Annotated in this window: 18 protein-coding genes; 9 read left to right on the top strand and 9 right to left on the bottom strand. The window is 31.8% G+C overall.

All coding sequences use genetic code 11. The features are described 5' to 3' along the window. Positions 1 to 40: 40 nt before the first annotated feature. On the bottom strand, positions 41 to 808 hold the full coding sequence (locus tag ACVC08_RS19315) for a universal stress protein (protein WP_452596523.1): 768 nt from the start codon (positions 806 to 808) through the stop codon (positions 41 to 43). Positions 809 to 1,028: 220 nt separating this feature from the next. Here ACVC08_RS19315 and ACVC08_RS19310 point away from each other — a divergent pair, with 220 nt between their 5' ends. Beyond that, positions 1,029 to 2,981 (top strand): M1 family metallopeptidase, encoded by a 1,953-nt coding sequence (locus tag ACVC08_RS19310; protein WP_452603296.1) that lies wholly within the window; start codon positions 1,029 to 1,031, stop codon positions 2,979 to 2,981. A gap of 54 nt (positions 2,982 to 3,035) precedes the next feature. Then, a complete protein-coding gene (locus ACVC08_RS19305; protein WP_452596525.1) occupies positions 3,036 to 3,956 on the top strand; it encodes a patatin-like phospholipase family protein in 921 nt (306 codons plus the stop codon). Here ACVC08_RS19305 and ACVC08_RS19300 read toward each other — a convergent pair. From ACVC08_RS19300 to ACVC08_RS19290, 3 genes are all read right to left on the bottom strand, one after another. Further along, a complete protein-coding gene (locus ACVC08_RS19300; protein WP_452603295.1) occupies positions 3,953 to 4,474 on the bottom strand; it encodes a DUF7935 family protein in 522 nt (173 codons plus the stop codon). The genes ACVC08_RS19305 and ACVC08_RS19300 overlap by 4 nt on opposite strands. Positions 4,475 to 4,573: 99 nt before the next feature. Further along, the gene (locus ACVC08_RS19295) at positions 4,574 to 6,139 is read right to left on the bottom strand and encodes an FMN-binding glutamate synthase family protein (protein ID WP_452603294.1); all 1,566 of its coding nucleotides are present in this window, start codon (positions 6,137 to 6,139) and stop codon (positions 4,574 to 4,576) included. 80 nt (positions 6,140 to 6,219) lie between these two features. Next, positions 6,220 to 7,464, bottom strand: a complete 1,245-nt coding sequence (locus ACVC08_RS19290; RefSeq protein WP_452603293.1) for a hypothetical protein — start codon at positions 7,462 to 7,464, stop codon at positions 6,220 to 6,222. Positions 7,465 to 7,594: 130 nt separating this feature from the next. On the opposite strand from ACVC08_RS19290, the gene ACVC08_RS19285 reads away from it, so the two are divergent. Together ACVC08_RS19285 and ACVC08_RS19280 are read left to right on the top strand one after the other, a co-directional pair. Further along, a complete protein-coding gene (locus tag ACVC08_RS19285) occupies positions 7,595 to 9,940 on the top strand; it encodes an ATP-dependent helicase (protein WP_452599603.1) in 2,346 nt (781 codons plus the stop codon). A gap of 79 nt (positions 9,941 to 10,019) precedes the next feature. Continuing rightward, positions 10,020 to 10,625, top strand: coding sequence for a hypothetical protein (locus ACVC08_RS19280; protein WP_452603292.1), 606 nt, complete (start codon positions 10,020 to 10,022; stop codon positions 10,623 to 10,625). On the opposite strand, the gene ACVC08_RS19275 is transcribed toward ACVC08_RS19280, so the two are convergent. Then, positions 10,606 to 11,469: an alpha/beta hydrolase fold domain-containing protein gene (locus ACVC08_RS19275; RefSeq protein ID WP_452603291.1), complete on the bottom strand. Its 864-nt coding sequence runs from the start codon at positions 11,467 to 11,469 to the stop codon at positions 10,606 to 10,608. The two genes, ACVC08_RS19280 and ACVC08_RS19275, sit on opposite strands and share 20 nt — an antisense overlap. Positions 11,470 to 11,803: 334 nt before the next feature. Between ACVC08_RS19275 and ACVC08_RS19270 the strand changes: the two genes are divergently transcribed. Together ACVC08_RS19270 and ACVC08_RS19265 are read left to right on the top strand one after the other, a co-directional pair. Continuing rightward, positions 11,804 to 12,424 carry an L-threonylcarbamoyladenylate synthase gene (locus tag ACVC08_RS19270; protein WP_452597799.1) on the top strand — a complete coding sequence of 207 codons (621 nt, stop codon included), beginning with the start codon at positions 11,804 to 11,806 and terminating at the stop codon, positions 12,422 to 12,424. Between the two features lie 91 nt (positions 12,425 to 12,515). Next, positions 12,516 to 13,406, top strand: coding sequence for a tail fiber domain-containing protein (locus ACVC08_RS19265; RefSeq protein ID WP_452603290.1), 891 nt, complete (start codon positions 12,516 to 12,518; stop codon positions 13,404 to 13,406). Between the two features lie 89 nt (positions 13,407 to 13,495). Here ACVC08_RS19265 and ACVC08_RS19260 read toward each other — a convergent pair whose 3' ends face one another. The 4 genes from ACVC08_RS19260 to ACVC08_RS19245 all read right to left on the bottom strand — a co-directional run bounded on the left by ACVC08_RS19260 (position 13,496) and on the right by ACVC08_RS19245 (position 17,388). Further along, positions 13,496 to 14,854: a cytochrome-c peroxidase gene (locus tag ACVC08_RS19260; protein ID WP_452603289.1), complete on the bottom strand. Its 1,359-nt coding sequence runs from the start codon at positions 14,852 to 14,854 to the stop codon at positions 13,496 to 13,498. 115 nt (positions 14,855 to 14,969) lie between these two features. After that, a complete protein-coding gene (locus ACVC08_RS19255; RefSeq protein ID WP_452603288.1) occupies positions 14,970 to 15,830 on the bottom strand; it encodes an OmpA/MotB family protein in 861 nt (286 codons plus the stop codon). A gap of 88 nt (positions 15,831 to 15,918) precedes the next feature. Then, positions 15,919 to 16,908 carry a glycosyltransferase family 2 protein gene (locus ACVC08_RS19250; RefSeq protein WP_452603287.1) on the bottom strand — a complete coding sequence of 330 codons (990 nt, stop codon included), beginning with the start codon at positions 16,906 to 16,908 and terminating at the stop codon, positions 15,919 to 15,921. 33 nt (positions 16,909 to 16,941) lie between these two features. Beyond that, positions 16,942 to 17,388: a type I restriction enzyme HsdR N-terminal domain-containing protein gene (locus ACVC08_RS19245; RefSeq protein ID WP_452603286.1), complete on the bottom strand. Its 447-nt coding sequence runs from the start codon at positions 17,386 to 17,388 to the stop codon at positions 16,942 to 16,944. Positions 17,389 to 17,503: 115 nt separating this feature from the next. Between ACVC08_RS19245 and holA the strand changes: the two genes are divergently transcribed. The 3 genes from holA to ACVC08_RS19230 all read left to right on the top strand — a co-directional run bounded on the left by holA (position 17,504) and on the right by ACVC08_RS19230 (position 20,549). Then, on the top strand, positions 17,504 to 18,508 hold the full coding sequence (gene holA, locus ACVC08_RS19240) for a DNA polymerase III subunit delta (protein WP_452603285.1): 1,005 nt from the start codon (positions 17,504 to 17,506) through the stop codon (positions 18,506 to 18,508). 24 nt (positions 18,509 to 18,532) lie between these two features. After that, positions 18,533 to 19,456: a hypothetical protein gene (locus ACVC08_RS19235; protein ID WP_452603284.1), complete on the top strand. Its 924-nt coding sequence runs from the start codon at positions 18,533 to 18,535 to the stop codon at positions 19,454 to 19,456. Positions 19,457 to 19,769: 313 nt separating this feature from the next. Further along, on the top strand, positions 19,770 to 20,549 hold the full coding sequence (locus ACVC08_RS19230; RefSeq protein ID WP_452603283.1) for a hypothetical protein: 780 nt from the start codon (positions 19,770 to 19,772) through the stop codon (positions 20,547 to 20,549). Positions 20,550 to 20,873 lie beyond the last annotated feature (324 nt).

Raw genomic sequence — 20,873 nt, 5'->3', positions numbered from 1 at the left:
GCCATAAAGCGATCTTTTTTCATAGTATTAAGGTTGTATCTTACTGTTCCCCTTTAAGGACTAATAAAGGTATTCTACTTTCAAAATCAGATTTTCTAACACCATTATCGTGGATTGCGTCATCCCATAATTGTTTAAAGAAACCACGCTTACGTCTAAATACGCAAAGTAATTCTGGTTCTACAACATGAATGTATTCTAAAACTCCTTGGAATAATGTGGCGTTTTCAGAAGAGTAATATTTAGATGTTACGGCTGCTAAATCTTTATCGAACATTAAATCTTCTGGTAAAAATGTAGGTGTTTTAACTTGTAATAAGGTCATACGAGCCTCTAAAGCTTCTAATGTAGCCTCTAAAGGTTTAAGAGCGCCTTTCATTTTTATAACACCAGACTTAACAGCAGTTAAAACAGTTTTAATTGCTTTAAATTTATAGTTCTCTGGAATTAATAACACTGGCATATCTGTTTTGCGGACAATACTACCAGATAAATTATCTAAAAATAACTTTTCGTTAGTTTTTGGTGTTCTTGCAGATGCAATAACTAAATCGATATTAAAATCTTTTGAAAATGATTTAACAAAATCAATAATGTTCTCATCTGTAGGTAAAGAACGGAAGTTAATATCTATTTCTTGCTTTTTTGCATGAGCTACAAGCTCCTCTAAATGATCGTCTTCTTGTATTTCATTTATTTGAATACCATAAATCATTTCTGCGCCTACAGCTTTTGCAAAGTCTATAGCGTAAATAATAGTAGACATCTTTTCTTTTAGAGAACTAATTGGGACTAAAAATGTTTTCATCTTGTTTTTATTGGATGTTAATTTTTGTGCAAAAGTAGTTATTTTAATAGATGTATTATAATATTTCGTTGAAAGGCAATTATTTAAGAGGAACTGTTAAAAAAATGAATATTTAAGTTTAATGGATTAAATCGTAATATTCTTAGCAATAATAAAAGTGTATTCTCTGTAGAAATTACAAAAAATTGTATTTTGGCTTAGCCTTTGATTGGGATTTATTATGAAATATATTTTAGCCTTTTTTTTTCTTACTAGCCTTTTTGTAAAAGCACAGCAAACTAATTCTGTAGACTACACTTCTATTAACGCGGCGCTTAATATAAAACCAGAAATAAAAGAAGTTTCAGGAATAGTACAAGTCGAGTTTAACATATTAAAAGCTACAGACTCTATATACATAGATGCTGTAGGAATGGAATTCGATTCGATAGTGTTAAATGAAGCAGAAGTAAAAACTGTTAATGATGGTAAAAAACTTTGGATTATAAACGATTTTAAAGCTTCTAAGCACCATGAGTTAGTCTTTAAGTATAAAGTTAAACCCAAAAAGGCGCTATATTTTATTGATTGGGATACTTCTGGAAGAAATCAAGTTTGGACACAAGGGCAAGGAAAATATACAAGCCATTGGTTACCAAGTATAGATGATATGAATGATAAAATTGAATTTGATTTAGCAATCACTTTCGATAATAATTATCAGGTTATTGCAAATGGTAAACTTGAAGATAAAATTGAAAAGGCTAATAAAACAACATGGATTTACGAGATGAAAAAACCAATGTCTAGTTATTTAGTAGCATTGGCAATTGGAAAATACAACAAAAAAGTAGAACAGTCTTTAAGTGGAATTCCTTTAGAGTTATATTATTACCCAGAAGATTCGGCTAAAGTAGAACCAACATACCGTTACACTAAAGCAATTTTTAACTTTTTAGAAAAAGAAATAGGTGTAAAGTATCCATGGCAAAATTATAAGCAAATACCTGTAAAAGATTTTTTGTATTCTGGCATGGAGAATACAAGCGCGACTATTTTTTCAGATAGTTTTGTAGTAGATAGTATAGCGTTTGTAGATAAAAACTATGTAAATGTAAATGCTCACGAATTAGCACACCAATGGTTTGGCGATTTAGTAACAGAAACTTCAGGAGCACACCATTGGTTACAAGAAGGTTTTGCAACATATTATGCGTTATTAGCAGAGCGAGAGGTGTTTGGAGCGCACTACTATTATTGGAGATTATACGAGTATGCACAAGAGTTAACAAGACAAGAGCAGGAAGGACAGCACACAGCGCTATTAAACCCAAAATCTAGCAGTACAACGTTTTATAAAAAAGGTGCTTTGTTGTTGTTTATGCTACAAGAAAAAATAGGTGATGCGGCTTTTAAAAAAGGGGTAAAAAGCTATTTGGAACAATTTAAATACAAAAATGTAAGTTCTCAAGATTTTATAGTGGCAGTTGAAAAAGCTTCAGGAGAAGATTTAACTACTTTTTTTAAGCAATGGTTGGAAGATGCACATTTTTATTATGATGAGGTAGAAGAGCAACTCGTATCTAATTCTGAAATGATAAACGGTTATTTACAGATTAATTGCGAAGCTTATAGCTCTAAATGTTCAGAATATTTAACGTCTTGGATTTTTGACGCTTCTAAAATAAAAGTCATAGAGCAAATGCCAAACAGAATCCAAGCAAAAGATTTTAAAAATAGTGTAAAAGTAAGACAAGCCATTGCTGTAAATTTAAGAAAAGTTCCATGGTCACTAAAACAGGAATATGAAAGTTTGTTAAACGATAAATCTTACGTAACAGTAGAATCTGCTTTGTATAACCTAATTAATAGTTTTCCAGAAAACACAAAAGAGTATTTAGAAAAAACAAAGCATATTATTGGTTTTAATGATAAAAATGTAAGGCAACTATGGCTGTTTTTAGCATTAATAACAGAAGCCTATTCTGATGCAGATAAAAGAATATTTTATAAAGAACTTGTTAATTACACCAAGCCAGAATATACTTTCGAGGTTAGGCAGCTAGCCTTTGAGTTCTTAAATGCAATTAGAGCTTGTAATGAAGAATGTGCTAAAAACCTTAAACAAGCAACTACCCATCATAATTGGAGGTTTAAAAAATTCGCTAAAGAATTATTAAACAAAAAGGAATAACAATAATACAGTAAGATTGTTACTTTTGTGTAACAAGAAAGATAAATTAATATAATGAAAGCATTAGTAATGTCTGGTGGTGGGAGCAAAGGTGCTTTTGCAGGAGGTGTTGCCCAATATCTTATAGAGCAGGAAGGTAAAAACTACGATATGTTTTTAGGAACCTCTACAGGAAGCTTGCTTGCTCCACATTTGGCTGTAAATAATATTGGGAAACTTTACGACATTTATACTAGTGTAAACCAGAATACTATTTTTAGTATTAACCCCTTTGTTGTTAAAAAGAAAGGCGATAGAGAATTTGTTGGAATAAATTATTTCAATACCTTATTACAATTTATTAAGCGTAAAAGGACGTTTGGAGAAAGCAAAAACTTAAAGCGCCATATAAGAAAGCAATTTACAAAAGAAGAATACGATTTAATTAGAGCAACAAAAGCTGATGTTGTTGTTACGGTTACCAATTTATCTAAAAACAGAACAGAATATAAGTCTATAAATGATTATAGCTACGAGGAGTTCTGTGAGTGGATTTGGATATCCTGCAATTATATTCCGTTTATGTCTTTAGCTAAAAAAGATGGTTTTGAGTATGCAGATGGTGGGTTAGGTTGTGTTATTCCTATTCGAGAGGCTATACAAAGAGGGGCAACAGAAATAGATGCTATTGTGCTGGAAAGTGAAAATTTAGAATACAATAAAGTTCTTGGTAAAAATCCTTTTTCATTACTAATAAACCTTTTTGGACACTTAATAGATCAAGTTGAAAAAGGAGATATTGCTATAGGTAAACTAGCAGCAAGACATAGAAATGTAAAATTAAATATTTACTATACACCAACAAAACTAACAGAAAACTCCTTAGTTTTTAATAAAAGATTAATGGAAAAATGGTGGTTAGAAGGGTTTCTTTATGCCCAGAAAAAGCATAATAAAGAATTTCCTTTAAATTCTACAGTAAACGTTAGATACTAACAGATGTCTCTAACCTCTTTTTTAATATAAGATAAGGCTGCATCACTAGGGGCTTGTTTTTCCATCATCTCCGTTAAAAGAACTTCGCGTAATTTATTCGCTGTGTCTGTTTTTTCTAACATACTCGCTTTTCTAATAAGTTGAATTGTAGCATTTTTAGAAGCGTTTATAATATTCCAACATTCGTCTGTAATATATATTTGTTGCGATAAGTTATGCTCAAACTCTTGCTCTATACTTTTTATAAGTAAAGACTCGTATTGTTCTTTGTCTGATGATATAGGAGATACTCTAATTAATAATTTACTAGGTGTAATACGCTCTAAAAATAATGTCATGCGCTCGTATGCTTGTAAACGCGTAGGAAGTGCTGTAACCTCTAAATCTTTGCGTAATAAGTAATTTCTTCTACGGTCTTCATTGTTAACATGTTCTTTAAAAAAGAAATAAGCAGCAAGTCCAACAATAACAGCTGGTAAAATATTTAATAAAAGGTCAATAATTCTGTCGGCATTCATGTACAAGTAAGTTTAAAGAGCAAACATAACTTGTTTTCTTTTATTGTACAAGAAAACAAGTTTTTTTGAAAAATTAAGTATAAAAAAGAGACGCTTTATTTAAGCTTTCATCGCTTTTGAAGCTCCAAGATAGTTGCAGTTTTTTAATGATTGCATACCTGTAAATGGAACTGGTGTTTTTTCGTATAAATAAGTTTTATCTAATTCTGTAGAGAGTTTATGTGCATCAATATTTAATTCAATATCACTCATTTTTAATTGGCACGGATGTTCGTAACCAGCAGCATGTGTTATTTCTATAAACTCTTTTCTAAAGGTTTTAAAATATTGCGCTAACCTAACAGATTTTAATGTCGGGTCAATACCACGCTGTAACCATTTACTTTGCGTAGCAACTCCTGCGGGGCATCTGTTAGTATGGCATACTTGTGCTTGTATACAACCAATACTCATCATGGCTTCACGAGCAACATTAATACAATCTACACCCATTGCAAAAGCCATAGCAGCTTTAGCAGGAAATCCTAATTTTCCACTACCAATAAATACAATACGTTCGTTTAATCCTTTAGATTGAAATAAGCGGTAAATATCACTAAATCCATAAACCCATGGTAATGAAACATGGTCTGCAAAACTTGGAGGCGCAGCACCAGTACCACCTTCGCCACCATCTACTGTAATAAAATCGGGGCCTTTACCTGTTTTTAGCATAATATCTGCAAGCTCTTCCCATTGTTCTAATTTACCAATAGCAGCTTTTATTCCCACAGGAAGCCCTGTTGCATCTGCTATGCGTTCAACAAAATCAACTAATTCAGGGACGTTAGAAAATGCTTTATGGTTTGGAGGAGAAAGTACATCTTTACCAACTTCTACACCTCTAATTTTTGCAATTTCTGGAGTTATTTTAGACCCAGGTAATACACCTCCTTTTCCAGGTTTAGCCCCTTGAGATAATTTAACTTCAATAGCGCGAATAAAAGGATTGTTTTCAACTAATTGTATCATTTTTTCCATAGAAAAGCCACCATCTTCCGCACGAACACCAAAATAGCCTGTTCCAAAATGAAAAATTACATCACCACCATTACTGTGGTAAGGCGATAAACCACCTTCGCCTGTATTATGGTAGGCACCAGCCATGTGTACTCCTTTATTTAAAGAGTCTATAGCTCTAGCAGATAAAGAACCAAAACTCATGGCAGATACATTAATTACAGAAGCTGGCCTAAATGGACGTTTACGGTTGTTATATTCGCCAATAACTTTTGCACATGGTAAAAAACTTTTGTCTATTGTATTGGGGTGGTCTTTTTCTATTTTATACGGAAGCATTGCATTATTAATAAAAATATGCTGATGAGCGTAAATATCTCTATCTGTTCCAAAACCTTCATAGTTGTTTTCTTTTTTTGCAGAAGCATAAATCCAACCACGTTCTATACGATTAAAAGGTAATTCTTCTCTGTTATTAGCAACAAAGTACTGACGTATTTCTGGTCCTATACTCTCAAATAGATAACGAATATGCCCTACTACAGGGAAGTTATGACTAATGGTGTGTTTTTTCTGAATAATATCTCGTAGAGCTATAATTGCTAAAACAATAATAATCCAAAGCCACCATGAAATAGTTGATAAAAAAGTAAGAATTGTATCCATTTCCAAAATCGTTTTGTCCAAAAATAAACATAATCTTCTCTTTTATAAAAACTAATTGACGGCTTTTTTATATTTATGGATTAATCTTTTAAAATAGGTTCTGGAAATAATTCAGAGTAGGTGTCTAAAACTTTATATGCTGCATCGCAAATGCCTTCTGTTGGGTGTCCGTTAGGCGCTCCTGCTGTCCAACGATAGCATATAAGCTGGCTGTATATATCTTCAAAAGTTAGTGGAACCCCGTTGTTTTTAGGGCTAAACTTATAATATATATAAAGCGCGGTTACTGTAACAGAACGGCTGCCACCATCGTAACAATGAATTAATAAATTTCCTTGTTGATAGAAATTAACCATTTTTGGAATGGTTTGTTGCTCTTCTAAAGAAGGGAATTCTAATAATTGATCTGCGGCATATAAAGCAGCAATCAATGTAGTAATTTCATTTCCAGGGCCATCAATTAAGCCGACTTTATCAAATTGCATAGGTAAATAAGTAATCCCATTTTTTGTAATAGGACTGCCTTGTAATACAGTAGTATTATCATCTAGATCGTAGGCGACATTTAATACACCAGCTATTTTAGCATCTTCAATAATACTATTTGTTAAAGCATACCCTTCACCTATATAAATAATTTGATTTTTTCCATTAGGTAAAACGGTATTAGGTACAGTAAAAACAGGAGTAACTACTTCATACCCTGTAGGCCGAGCAGGCGTTGTCCAATATAAATTAGAGCATACCTGTTCTTTAGTAACACTCTGTAGCGTTTTGCATATTGGTGAGTTTTCTGTTAATAGAGTTGGTGCATTACCTATAGTATTCTTTTTATCTCCGTGTAATAAAAGTTGAGGTATTTGATTTAAATGGTAACTGCCATTATTTTGTAAAGTTAATTTCCAAACCAAATCGAAACAATCTTTTGGCCATGGTGCAGTTGGTGTATTAGTTGCACCAAAAGCATTAGCTATAGATTCTATATCTGTATGTTGCCAACACACTACTATTTGCTCATTTGTGTATTTTTCTGGTTTAGAAAAAATATCCTCAATCATGTCCTTGTAATCCTCTTTTAAATAGTTTTGATGCACTTTTAACCCTAAAATATTAGCAAGAGGCTTTACAGTATCTACGGGTCTATGGCTATTACTGTGTTTACCTATTCCTGCTGCGAAAATATGATCTATATGCCCAAAAGCATTAGGCATGTAATAAGCTAAAGCAGCGGCTCTTTCATGACCTTTAATAGAAAGATATTCATCACTTTTAGTTTTTGGTTTTTCGGCATGCCTTAGAATTAATATTGTTTTTGGCTTTCCCATGATGTATTGTTAGTTTTAATCCTTTTTAGAAACTAAAGTAAATCCTTGCAATTGTTTATAATTATTAATAAAACGGAGTCGTTTAACGAGAGACAATACTTATTTTTACAGCTTAAAAATTTAGAGAATTTTGGAAAAATATTTAAGTCAGTTAAACGAAGCACAATACGCACCTACAGTTCAGAAAGAGGGCCCTATGATTATTATTGCAGGTGCAGGATCTGGAAAAACACGTGTGCTTACGTATCGTATTGCTTATTTAATGAGTCAAGGTGTTGATGCCTTTAATATACTTGCATTAACCTTTACTAATAAAGCTGCTCGTGAAATGAAAGAGCGTATAGCTCAAATTGTAGGAAATAGCGAAGCAAAGAATTTATGGATGGGAACGTTTCACTCTGTATTTGCAAAGATTTTACGTTTTGAAGGGCATCATTTAGGGTTTCCTAGTAACTTTACTATATACGATACACAAGATTCTCAGCGATTAATGGGGTCTATAATTAAAGAGATGGGCTTAGATAAAGATGTTTATAAAACTAAGCAAGTTTATAGTAGAATCTCATCCTATAAAAACAGCTTAATTACTGTAAAAGCCTATTTTAAAAATCCAGAATTAATGGAGGCAGATGCTATGGCACGCCGACCAAGAATGGGTGAGATCTATAAAGAATATGTAGATCGTTGTTTTAAAGCTGGAGCAATGGATTTTGATGATTTATTGCTTAGAACTAATGAGTTATTAACGCGTTTTCCTCAAGTTTTAGCACAGTATCAAAACAGATTTCGCTACATTATGGTAGATGAGTACCAAGATACTAACCACTCTCAATATTTAATTGTTAGAGCCTTAGCCGATCGTTTTCAAAATATATGTGTAGTAGGAGACGATGCGCAAAGTATTTATGCATTTCGTGGCGCAAATATTAATAATATATTAAACTTCCAGAAAGACTACGATGGAGTGAAACTATTTAGGTTAGAACAAAACTATCGTTCAACGAAAAATATAGTTAATGCAGCAAATTCTGTAATAGACCATAACCAAACAAAGCTAGATAAGGTCGTTTGGACTGCTAACGAAGAAGGAGAAAAGGTAACTGTGCACCGTTCGCTAACAGATGGAGATGAAGGACGTTATGTAGCTAGTACCATTTTTGAAACTAAAATGAATAATCAGTTGCAAAATAGTGATTTTGCAATACTATATCGTACCAATGCACAATCTCGTGCTATGGAAGACGCCCTACGTAAAAGAGAAATACCATATCGTATTTATGGAGGGTTATCCTTTTATCAGCGTAAAGAAATAAAAGATGTTACGGCTTATTTAAGATTAATTCTTAACCCAGCAGACGAAGAAGCATTAAAACGAGTCATTAATTATCCAGCTAGAGGAATAGGGCAAACAACTTTAGACAAATTAGTTGTGGCTGCAAATCATTACGGAAAAACTATTTTTCAATTACTAGAAAATATAGATAATGTAGATATAAAGATTAATGGTGGAACAAAAACAAAGCTTCGCGACTTTGTAACTTTAATTAAAAGCTATCAGGTAATGAATGAGACCGCCAATGCGTTTGATTTGGCAGAACATGTTACCAAAACGAGTGGCTTAATGCGCGAATTTAATAAGGATGGTACACCAGAAGGCGTTACACGTTTAGAAAATGTGGAAGAACTGTTAAATGGTATAAAAGACTTTGTTGAAGGGCAAATTGAAATAGCTGATGCTTCCGATTCTTTAGCAGAGTTTTTAGAAGATGTAGCCTTATCTACCGACTTAGATTCCGATAAAGGAGACACAGACCATGTTGCTTTAATGACAATTCACTTAGCAAAAGGATTAGAGTTTAACCATGTATTTGTGGTTGGTTTAGAAGAGGATTTATTTCCAAGTGCTATGAGTATGAATACTCGTACCGAGCTAGAAGAAGAAAGACGTTTGTTTTATGTTGCACTAACGCGAGCAGAAAAGCAAGCTTATTTAACGTATGCATTATCAAGATACCGTTGGGGAAAGCTAGTAGACTCAGAGCCTAGTCGCTTTATAGAAGAAATAGATGACCAATATTTAGATATTAAAACACCAATAGAAGAGCGTCGTATTAACCCAATGCTATCTGCAGATATTTTTGGAGATACACCACCAAACAAAGTAAGATTTAAAAAGCCGATTCAACCAAAAATGCAAAAGAAAGGAACTAAGTTAGCACCAAAAAAAACACCTGGTTTTGAAATAAGCGCACCAAAAAAAATGAAAAAAGCTTCAGAAATAAAGCCACCAACTGGTGCTAATTTATTTGATGGAGAACTAGCTGTAGGTAATATTGTAAAACATTTAAAGTTTGGTAAAGGAGAAGTGCTTAAAATAGAAGGTAAAGGTGGAGATAAAAAAGCAGAAATAGATTTTCAGTTTGGTGGGGTAAAGAAATTATTATTACGTTTTGCTAAGCTACAAATTATTGGCTAGTATCGTTTTTAATGCAATTGCATTTTAAACGTTGAGATAAAATAAGAGTCTAATGAATTAATTAAATCAAATTCATGATATGAATAGAATTATTTTAATAGTTGTTTTATTTCAATTAACGTTTAGCTTTTCTCAAGATAGAGGTGGAGTTTCTTCACAAAAAGGAGGCATGGGAATACCAAAATTTGAAGCAGTTAAGGTTGCTGGTATTTTTGAGTACGACACAAAAAAAGTGTTAAAGAAATTAAAGTTAAAGAAAAAGGATTCTGTAACCGAATCTGTAGAAAAACAGATTACAACATATAATGCAGAGATAAAAGCGATAGAGACTGCTAATAAAGATTTATTTGAAGGCTTAGATATTATTGTAAATCAAAACATAAAGTCTGCGATACAAAATAGAGATCGAGAGACACTAATGGGAATTCGTAAAATGACCATTGAAAAATTACAACCCGTTAGAGATCAGGTTTTAGCAGAAGAAACGAAATTAAATACTGTTTTAAAAACACTTTTAAGTGAAACGCAAAATGAAAAATGGTTAAGCTATCAAAGATTTCAAAAAGAAAAACTAGAGCCAAAAATTAAAAGGCCAGATGGTAGAGGTAGACCAAATGGTTTAAAAAGACCAACAAGGAGAAGGGGTGGCTTTCAATTGTTACACTTTAAAAATTTGCCAAAATAAATAGTTTAAGCTTAGTCCAAGTATCTAAAAGGTTGTTTCCAATCCAGCCATGACCTTCATTTTCATATAAAGTGAATTGGTGGGTTACACCTAAAGCTGTAAGTTTTTCATCTAGAGCAGTACCTTGTGTTGTAGGAACTAAGGGGTCCATGCCACCATAAAATAGTATAGAAGGAGGCGCTGTAGAGGTTACCTGATGCAAAGGGCTAACTTCTTCAAGAAAAGAAGTTGTTACATCTATACCAAAGGTGTCTATTAAAATTTGTAATTCTGGGTCTGTATTATTTAAATATGCGGGGTCTGTAAAGTTTGTTGGGCCAACAATACTACACACCATGTTTATATTAGTTTCTGTATCAAAGGCATAACTCCATAACATCGATAAGTGAGCACCAGCGCTAATACCAATAAACCCGTAGTTATCAGAAATTATATAGTTTGTTCTATTGGCTTTTAAGTGCGCAATAGCAGCCGTAATATCATTAATTTGCATAGGGTAAGGCTCTGTGTTTTCATCTGCCAACCTGTAATTAATATTTACAATTGCATAGTTAGGTAAATCTTGACGAATAATGTCTTTAATGTTATTCATTTCATTTTTATCGCCAGAAGTCCAACCACCACCATGAACAAGTATAATAACTTTAGTCTCTAACGACCTATCTTGTGGCAAATAAATATCATAAATTTGGTCGCTATAACTACCATAAGCTACATTAAGCTCTTGTCTGTAATTATTAGAGCTAGGAGGCGTTTCGCTAATAAGGCTATCATCGCTAACACAGCTAGAAAAAACAAGGTTAATTAATAAAACTATTAAGATAAGTTTAGATAGTTTGTACATAATATTAATACTTTTATTGATTGTTCGTTTTGTATCATAATGCTGCTTATGGTGTCTTGCTTAACTTATTTATGCATCATATAACACCTAAAAACATAGATGATACATGGTGAAAACCTGAACAAGTTTAGGTAGACAGCAGATTTTTATAATTGATTACGAATATTCAATACTTTTTAAAAGTAAACGTACAAACAAAATTATTATTACATAGTATGTTGAACACTAAGGTTTTGTTAAAGTTAATTAAAGAATATATAGCTATATAAAGAATAATAGGCAGACGTATTAACACTTAATTAAAATGTATAACTTTGCTGTTAAATTAATTATTGTGGCAGAGTTTATTAAAATATACGAAGACAACCCTAATCCTAAAGAGATTAAAAAAGTAATAGATACTCTTAAAAAAGGAGGGCTTATTATTTATCCTACAGATACAGTATATGGCTTAGGTTGCGATATTACTAATACTAAAGCTTTAGAGCGTATTGCTAAAATTAAAGGAGTAAAGTTGGAGAAAGCTAATTTTTCGTTCATTTGCCGAGATTTAAGTAATTTAAGTGATTATGTTAAACAAATAGATACGTCTACATTTAAAATTTTAAAAAGGGCATTACCAGGACCATACACTTTTATATTACCAGGAGCAAAAACATTGCCATCAGTTTTTAAGAAGAAAAAAACAGTAGGAATTCGTGTGCCAGATAATCAAATTGCATTAGATATCGTTGAAGCATTAGGAAATCCTATTGTATCGACATCTATTAGAGATGAAGATGAAATATTAGAGTACACTACAGACCCCGAATTAATTCTTGAAAAGTGGGGTGCCATTGTAGACCTTGTTATAGATGGAGGTTATGGAGGAAACGAAGGGTCTACTATTATAGATTTCTCAAATGATAATCCAGAAGTAATTAGGGAAGGTAAAGGTAGTTTAGAGATTTTTTAAACAGCAATTTTTTAAGATAAAATTAATTTGTAAGGAAATACATGCTTTTTAGACTTAATGTTTAAAAAACTAATTCCCAAATTAAAATTCTATGAAAAGAAAGCTCCCTAAAATGCTATTTCTTGGCATTATTTTATTCCCATTTGTTGTAGTTTCTCAAGTTGGTATAGGTACTACAACTCCAAACAATCAATTAGACATTAATGTTGTAGGAAAAACTTCTGATGGTATAAATATTGAGAATACAGGTTTTAATTCTCAAATATTAACTGAACCAACAGGAAGTATCTTTGCATTAAATAACAGTAATGCTTTAGGTAATTATAATATTAGGTTTAATAATGTAACTAGTTTTGTTTTTAAGGCTCAAACATTTGAACCCGCTGTAGAGTCCCTAACAAATATAGATGCTAATGGTATAGATATTGGCGTTTTCGATAAGCATTTTAGAAGAGTATATACTAGGGCAATACACACTAACGATAATACCGTAAACGGTGGATTAAATATAAGTATAGGTGCTGGAGGGGGTGTGAATTCCGATTATGTTTTTAGCGATTTTGCTTTCTACCCTTTTGTAGACCAAACATACGATTTAGGACGTAATGGAAATTTTTGGAATAATTTCTTTTTTGTAAACGCTTTTACACCATCCGATAAACGTTTAAAAGAGAATATATCTAAAAATGATAGAGGTTTATCTACAGTAATGCGTTTAAAAACATATCAATATAATTACATAAAAGATAAAGAGAAAAAGAAGCATTATGGATTTATAGCACAAGAGTTAAAAAATATAATTCCTGAATTAATAAACGAAAGCGATAGAGATAATAGCATGTTAGCCGTTAATTATATTGAAACGATTCCAATTATGGTGAAAGCTATACAAGAACAGAACGAAATAATTTCTAAGCAGTCTGAAAAAATTAAAACTTTAGAAAACGAGATTGCTTTAATAAAAGAGTCCCTTAATAAGTAGTTATTAGAAGGGCTGTTTAAAAAGTATTTTAAAAAATCGTTTTCGATTAGACTAAAATATGTTTTTAGATAGCCCTTTTTAATTATGTTTTAATTACACCCTAAATCTATTTGAGATTGTGTATCTGCATTAGGAATACAATTGCCAGAGAAAACGTCATCTGGTACGTAGCGTTCTAAATTAGGATCATATAACGCATGTTCTACAAAAGCGACCAAATCATTAATTTCTGCTGTTGTTAAGTTTAAATTGGTAAACTCTTCTGCTAATTGAGCATCGGGAACATTACTATTTTCTTTCTCACCTAAAACGATGTAAGTAATTATTTCTGTTAAATTAGTAAAAGTCCCCCCATGACCGTAGAAGGAATTGTTTTTTAAATTATATAAGTTTGGAACTTTAAATTTATAATTATCATTTGCGTTATTAGTAAAACCACCTCTACCTTTTTGCATCATTTCAAACTGTTCTTGGTTTATAATTATGCCATTACTTTGGTCTATGTCACCTAAGCCTAAAGCATAGAATTCGTTAGATTTTAATGCTGGACCAGTATGGCAATTAACACATTTTGCTTTATCTAAAAATAAAATAGCACCTCGCTTTTCTTGTGTAGACATAGCATTATGCTGTCCTTTTAACCAATCTTGCCATGGCGACTGGTTTGCCAATACGGTTCTATTAAAAGCTGCTATTGCTAAGCCCGCTGTAGTTTTCGAGTATCTTGTGCTTTCTGGAAAATCTGGAAATGCCTCATCAAACATAGCTTTATACTCGTAGGTTGTAATAAATGCCTCGTCTATTTTTAATCTATGTGCGTTTTGTCCAGCTATACCTTGTGTTTCAAGACCTTGATAGCCTAGTAGGTTTTCAGGAATGTCTTCTGCGTTCTGCGATACAAAAGGTGCATTTATTCCTGTAGCGCCCAAAGCACCATTCCAAAGCATTACATCTTGGTATGCGGTGTTTAATAAACTAGGGACTTTAATAGGTAAGATATCTATTAAATTTAAAGGCATGTTAGTATTTACCTGTCTACCTTCTCCTTGAAATCCAAAACCTACACCGCCTTCTCCTATACCTTGTAAATTTCCAGAATAAAAGCCAGAAGCTACTGGGTGACAGCTAGCACAAGAATAGGTTTGGTTTGCATCTGTAATTTGTGGATTTCCCCCTGTAGCAGTCTCATGAACTAACATTTTCCCTAAGCTTACTTTAGCTGTATTTAAAGGATTAAGTGGGTCTTGAGGAATGTTCTGAAAATCTGTAGAACTTGGTAGCTTAAAAAAGTCTACACCTTGTCCATTAGATTTATCATCTACTAGCGATAATAGTTGCAAATCTATGGTAGAAACATCTTCGTAGTACGGTTCATCTGTACAAGACACTATAGCAAATAATGCTAATAATGTTATCGTTTTTATACTCACTCTCATTATTGTATTCAAAACGTATTTTTTATATGTTGGTAGTATAAAGTTACTATTTATACTTGTATAGGCAAATAAAAAAAGCGCAATCTTAAAGATTACGCTTTTTAGTATTTAAAAAGAAGGTTGTTTTTTAGTTTCCTTCTTTAGATAAGTTTTTCATCTCTGTTTCTATCATGTCGTAAAACTGATCTATTTTAGGTAAAATTAAAATTTTTGTTCTACGGTTTGTTGCTTTATTTTCAGGAGAATCGTTTGGAACTAGTGGTACATAATCTGCACGTCCTGCTGCAATTAACTGTGCAGGGTTTACACCTAATTCTTGTAATGCTCTAACAATAGAGGTACTACGTTTTACACTTAAATCCCAGTTGTCTACTAATACACCTTTTTTGTAAGGCACATTATCTGTATGCCCTTCAATCATAGCTTCAAAATTTGGTTTTCCGTTAATTACTGTAGCAACTTTTCCTAAAATTTCTTTAGCTCTGCTTGTAATATTGTAGCTTCCGCTTTTAAATAATAATTTGTCTGATAGTGAGATGAATACAACACTTTTTTCAACATTAATTTCAATGTCTGGGTCATTTAAACCAACTTCTTTTTTAAGGCTTGTTACTAATGCTAATGTAACACTGTCTTTTTTAGATAAAGCATCTTGTAAACGCGTTATTTTTAAGTCCTTTTCTTTTAAACTTTCTAAAGATTTTTCAAGATTTTCTGCCCCTTTAGTAGTTAATACAGTCATGTCTTTAGAGGACTGGATTAAATCTTGGTTCGTTTTCTTCATATCAGCTAAACGCTCCTCCAACTCTTTTCCTCTAGCAGCTGCTGCTGCTTCATCTGCTAAACATTTGTTTAGTTTTACTGTTGCAGAGTTTAATAAATCTTGAGTTTTTTTATGTTCTTCTTCAAGGGCTAAAAATTCTTTTTTAGACACACAAGAACCTAATGTTAATAGTGCAACTGCACCAAATAATACAATTTTCTTCATAATTTGATAAAATATATTTTTTTAACGCTTCAAAAGTATAGAAAAATAAAATGTTAAAATAACGATTAACAAAACTTTTACTAAAGATTTACAAATGGCTAAATCGTTTCTTTTTATTTACGTAATAGTTCCAAACTATGGATTTTAGTTTATAATAATTTTTAGATTGTTGCAATTGTCTACGTTGCCTTATAAGTCGAGTAAAATGTTTGTAAAAGCTTAAATGTGCTCTTAAAATGGCTAATATATGGCGAAACTTTAATTCGGTTAGGAATTTAAAGGCAGCCAAGCCATCTAATACCATACGTAAAAAAAGTATAAAAAAGAGGCCGCCAGAAGCATTTTTAGTAAGTGTAAATAAACTATTTCTAAAGTTTAAGTATGTTTTTTTTGGGTTTGTAGCATTTAGAGTTGCCCCACCAACATGGTACACGGTAGATTGATGATTATATTTGGCTGTATACCCCAAATTATGAGCTCTCCAACACAAGTCTATTTCTTCCATGTGTGCAAAAAAAGAGTCATCAAAACCCTGTAAAGTATTAAAAACATGAGCTCTAATAAAAAAACAAGCTCCAGAAGCCCAAAAAATATTTGAGTCTTTATTATACTGCCCATTATCTGCCTCTATGGTATTAAAAATACGCCCACGACAAAAAGGATAACCATATTTATCAATATATCCGCCAGCAGCACCAGCATATTCAAAATGTGTTTTTTGCTTATAATCTAATATTTTTGGCTGTATAATGGCTGTTTGTGGCTCAGCAGTAAAAGTAGATATAATAGGTAATAACCAATTCTCGCTAACTTCAATATCGCTATTAACTAAACAAAAAATATCGGCATTAATATGCTTTAAAGCATCATTATAACCTTTTGCGTAGCCTCCGTTTTCTGTATTCTGAATAATTTTTACCGAAGGAAAGTTAGTACTAACAAACGCTACAGAGTTGTCGGTTGAAGCATTGTCTGCAACATAAACAGTAGCATTTTTAGAATGGCGTACTATGGACGGTAAAAAGGTCTCTAAAAGCTCTTTTCCATTCCAATTTAATATTACAATAGCTATTTCCAAAAAATGTGTTATATCTTTAATTTAATAGTTTACCTACTTTTTATACTCAGGAATATCCCTTAAAAACTGATACTTTTCAGCATTAAAATCCATCATGCAATAATAATGATTTAATCCGTTGGTAACCATTAAATAGGTTGCGTTTAGTGCTAAATTATACCTAGCAACCTGGTCGAAAGTAGTTTGATCTATTTTAATTTTAGGTGCTTTACATTCTACAATTAAAAAAATACTCCCATCTGGATTAAAAATTACAATATCGTAACGTTTCTTTAAATCGTTAACTTTTAACTCTTTTTCAACATTTATAAGCGATATGGGGTACTTCTTTACATTAATTAAATAATGTACGCAATGTTGCCTTACCCATTCTTCTGGTTGTAAAATCACAAATTTTTTACGAATAGTGTCGAAAATAGATACTTTATTTTCGCTATTTTTGAAGCGAAACGAATATGTAGGAAAGTTTAATTCTTGCACAGTACAAATTTATAATTATAAAGTCATTTGCAAGACTTTTAAGTTTAAAATTTACTTAAAGCACTCAAGACACGTATGTGTTAGCGCATAACATGTATAAAATACAGAATATATTTTGGACGAAGTAAAACAACTGGTAACCGATATAAAGAACAAAAACCTTAAGCCCATTTACTTACTAATGGGAGAAGAGGCCTATTATATAGATAAAATTTCAGATTTTATTGAAGATACTGTTTTGGCAGAAGAGGAAAAAGGCTTTAACCAAATGGTGTTGTATGGAAGAGATGTTACTATAGAAGACATTGTTGGTAACGCAAAACGTTTTCCTATGATGGCAGAACGACAGGTGGTTATTGTTAAGGAAGCTCAAGATTTAGCACGAACCATAGATAAACTGGCTGCGTATGCAGACAATCCGCAACCCACAACCGTTTTAGTTATTTGCTATAAATATAAAAGCATAGATAAACGTAAGGCTGTATATAAAACCATTAAGAAAAAGGGTGTTGTTTTTGAAAGTAAAAAACTATACGAAAATCAAGTGCCAGATTGGATTCGTCGTGTATTATCTACAAAAAGCTATAGTATAGTACCAAAAGCATCGCAAATGTTAGTAGAGTTTTTGGGGACAGATTTAAGCAAAATAAACAATGAGCTAGAAAAACTACAAATTGTTTTACCTAAAGAGACACAAATAACTCCAGAGCATATTGAGGAAAACATAGGTATAAGCAAGGATTATAATAATTTTGAGTTAAGAAAGGCTATAGGGGCAAGAAACGATGCGCAAGCCTTTAAAATTATAAACTACTTTGCAGATAACCCTAAGGATAACCCTATGGTAGTAACGGTGTCGTTATTATTTAATTTCTTTTCTCAGTTATTACAATTGCACGGTATGACAGATAAATCGCCTAGAAGCGTAGCTTCTGCATTACGAGTTAACCCCTATTTTGTAAACGAGTATTTAACAGCGGCACGTAACTTTCCTATGCGAAAAGTTAGTGGTATTGTTGCTACGTTGAGACAGTTTGATGTAAAAAGTAAAGGGGTAGGAGCAAATGCCGTACCGCAAGGAGATTTGTTAAAAGAGCTATTAGTAAGAATTCTTGCTTAAAAATAGGATTCTAAAAGATAAAGTATGATTAAAGGACTTTTTATTGTAGTAGGAATTATAGTAATTGCTGTAAACCTATTAAAGAAAACTAAAAAAGGCAAACCTATTTATTCTTTAGGTTTGCAAGAGGCAGAAACAATAAGAGCGTTAATTAGTGCCAAAGCATTTAATGAGGCCGAGAAACTAATAAAAAAGTTAAACTCAGATAATTTAACACAAACCGTAGATCATGTTACATTATCATTAAGCGAAGCTATTTTTATAGAATGGCAAGAGCAAGCAAAAGACAAAACTATAACTGCATTATTTTTAGGGGTATACTATAGCCATTCTGCATGGAAGGCAAGAACTAATGCCTATGCAAAAGATGTGTCACAGAAAGGAATTGAAGGCTTTTTCTTTTATCAAGAAAAAGCTACAGCATGTTTAACGTCTATTAATGAGAATTTTGAACTTATTGGAGAAGTGTATTCTAGATTAATAAGGATTTCTATGGGAAATAGTAATGACCAAGCCGTGGAAACGTATTATAAAAAAGCAATAGCTATTAACCCAGATATGGTTTGGCCCTATATACATTATGCAGAAGCAATACAGCCAAAGTGGGGTGGAAGCCTTGAAGCTATTGATGCACTTATGAATGCCTTACCAGATAGATTGTTAATACGCCAAATAGTAGAATTGAAACTAAGGTTAGATTCTTTCATAATCTCAGAAAACTATTTTTCAGGGACAATGTTTGAGTTAAAAGAAATAACTAAAGCTAGATTAATTGAAATAGATAAGTCTATAAAAGAAACCCCTCCAAAATCTATTCATAGGTATATTTTGTATAATTATATGATGGCGCTTTCAGGTGAGTTAAACAAATTTACAATGAAAAAGTATTATAAAACCTTAATGAATGATTGGTATACATTATACCCATTTGGAATACCAAAATCTTAAATTATAAGATATAACAAGAGTGAAATTCCTTGAATATTTAATTAAGTATAATTACCTGATTATACTGTTGGTGTTTTTTTTGAACACTAGAAATTATTATCTTACTTTACTTAAAAAATAAGTAAAACCAAAAATAAGGTGCTACTTATTTATTTAATACAAACTTTGTACTTCCCTAAATACAAATCTGTAGCAAAACAAATAGTTAGTTTTTGCAGAGTTAAAATATTATAAATCAACAATTAAAAAAGACAAAGCCTTGTGTAATATAAGGTTGTAAACGTATTCTATTTTTTAATAATATTTAATATTTATGGATTTAGAAATTGTAAAAAAAGAAATTAAAGCATGGAGCAATCTAGTAAATGGTTTTAAAAGAAGTAAAGAAGGAAGTGTTGAATATCTAGAAAAAGGCAGTACAATTTTAAGAAGCCTTAATCAAGGTGATTATTTTACAATTACCGAAGCGGAAATTAAAAAATGGAGTACCGTTTTGAGTACTGCTACCAATGCTGCATCCATTCATATCTATGCTGCATTAGATATATATAGTCAATATTTTAAATTTTATATTATCGATTCTGAAAATGATAAAAACAGAAATTTTCAAGGAACAATTATTGAAAAAAAATTCTCTTATAATTTGCTAAACGGAAAAGAATCTAGAGGTCTTTTAAATAAATTTAATAACTCTTTTTCTCCTAGAAAAGACTCATCTAGTACATCATCAGATAGAGACGAACTTGCTTTAGAAACTGTAATTGTGAGGCGTTTTAAATGGTCTTTATTAAGTAAAGATTGGCTTATAAATCAAAAAGATGCAGGCGTTTCTGTTTTTAAAGTTATGGAAACCCCTTTTCAGGATTATGAAGCTTTAAATTTAGGCCCAGGCGACTACTGTTTTAATTTTTTTGGTTTAAAAGCAAGCAATTTAGTAGAAGAAAATGATAAGATAGAAATAATAGTTACCAAAGAGTTTACATTAAATACTATTCTTGGAAGCGGACAAGATTTCTCGTCTCCTAGGCCTCCGTTCTCACTTGTAGATCCAAAAAGTAATTATCAATTATTAATAGCTAGCGAAAATGTATAATGTATTATCTTATCTATTACAAAGTATAGTGTGTATAATATTATTGTTTGGCTTAATAAAGTTGCTAAACTTTAAACCTAAAAACATGCTCCCTATTATTCTTATACTTGCCAGTAGTTTATTTCTAGAAGTAACAGATTTTACTTGTCGTTTATTTAAAATAAATACGAACAACCATTTAAATTACTTAATAAGCCAATTACTACTGTTTGTTTTTATTATAGAAATATATGGGAAACATTTTTTTAAACTTTATAATAGCATAAAATATCTGTTGTATAGTATTGCCGTTATTCTTTTTGTTATTACAGCTTGCATTATAGG

Source organism: Pontimicrobium sp. MEBiC06410, from assembly GCF_053601615.1.
The sequence above is the reverse complement of the archived record's forward strand: the minus strand, read 5'-3'. Positions and strand labels throughout refer to the sequence as shown.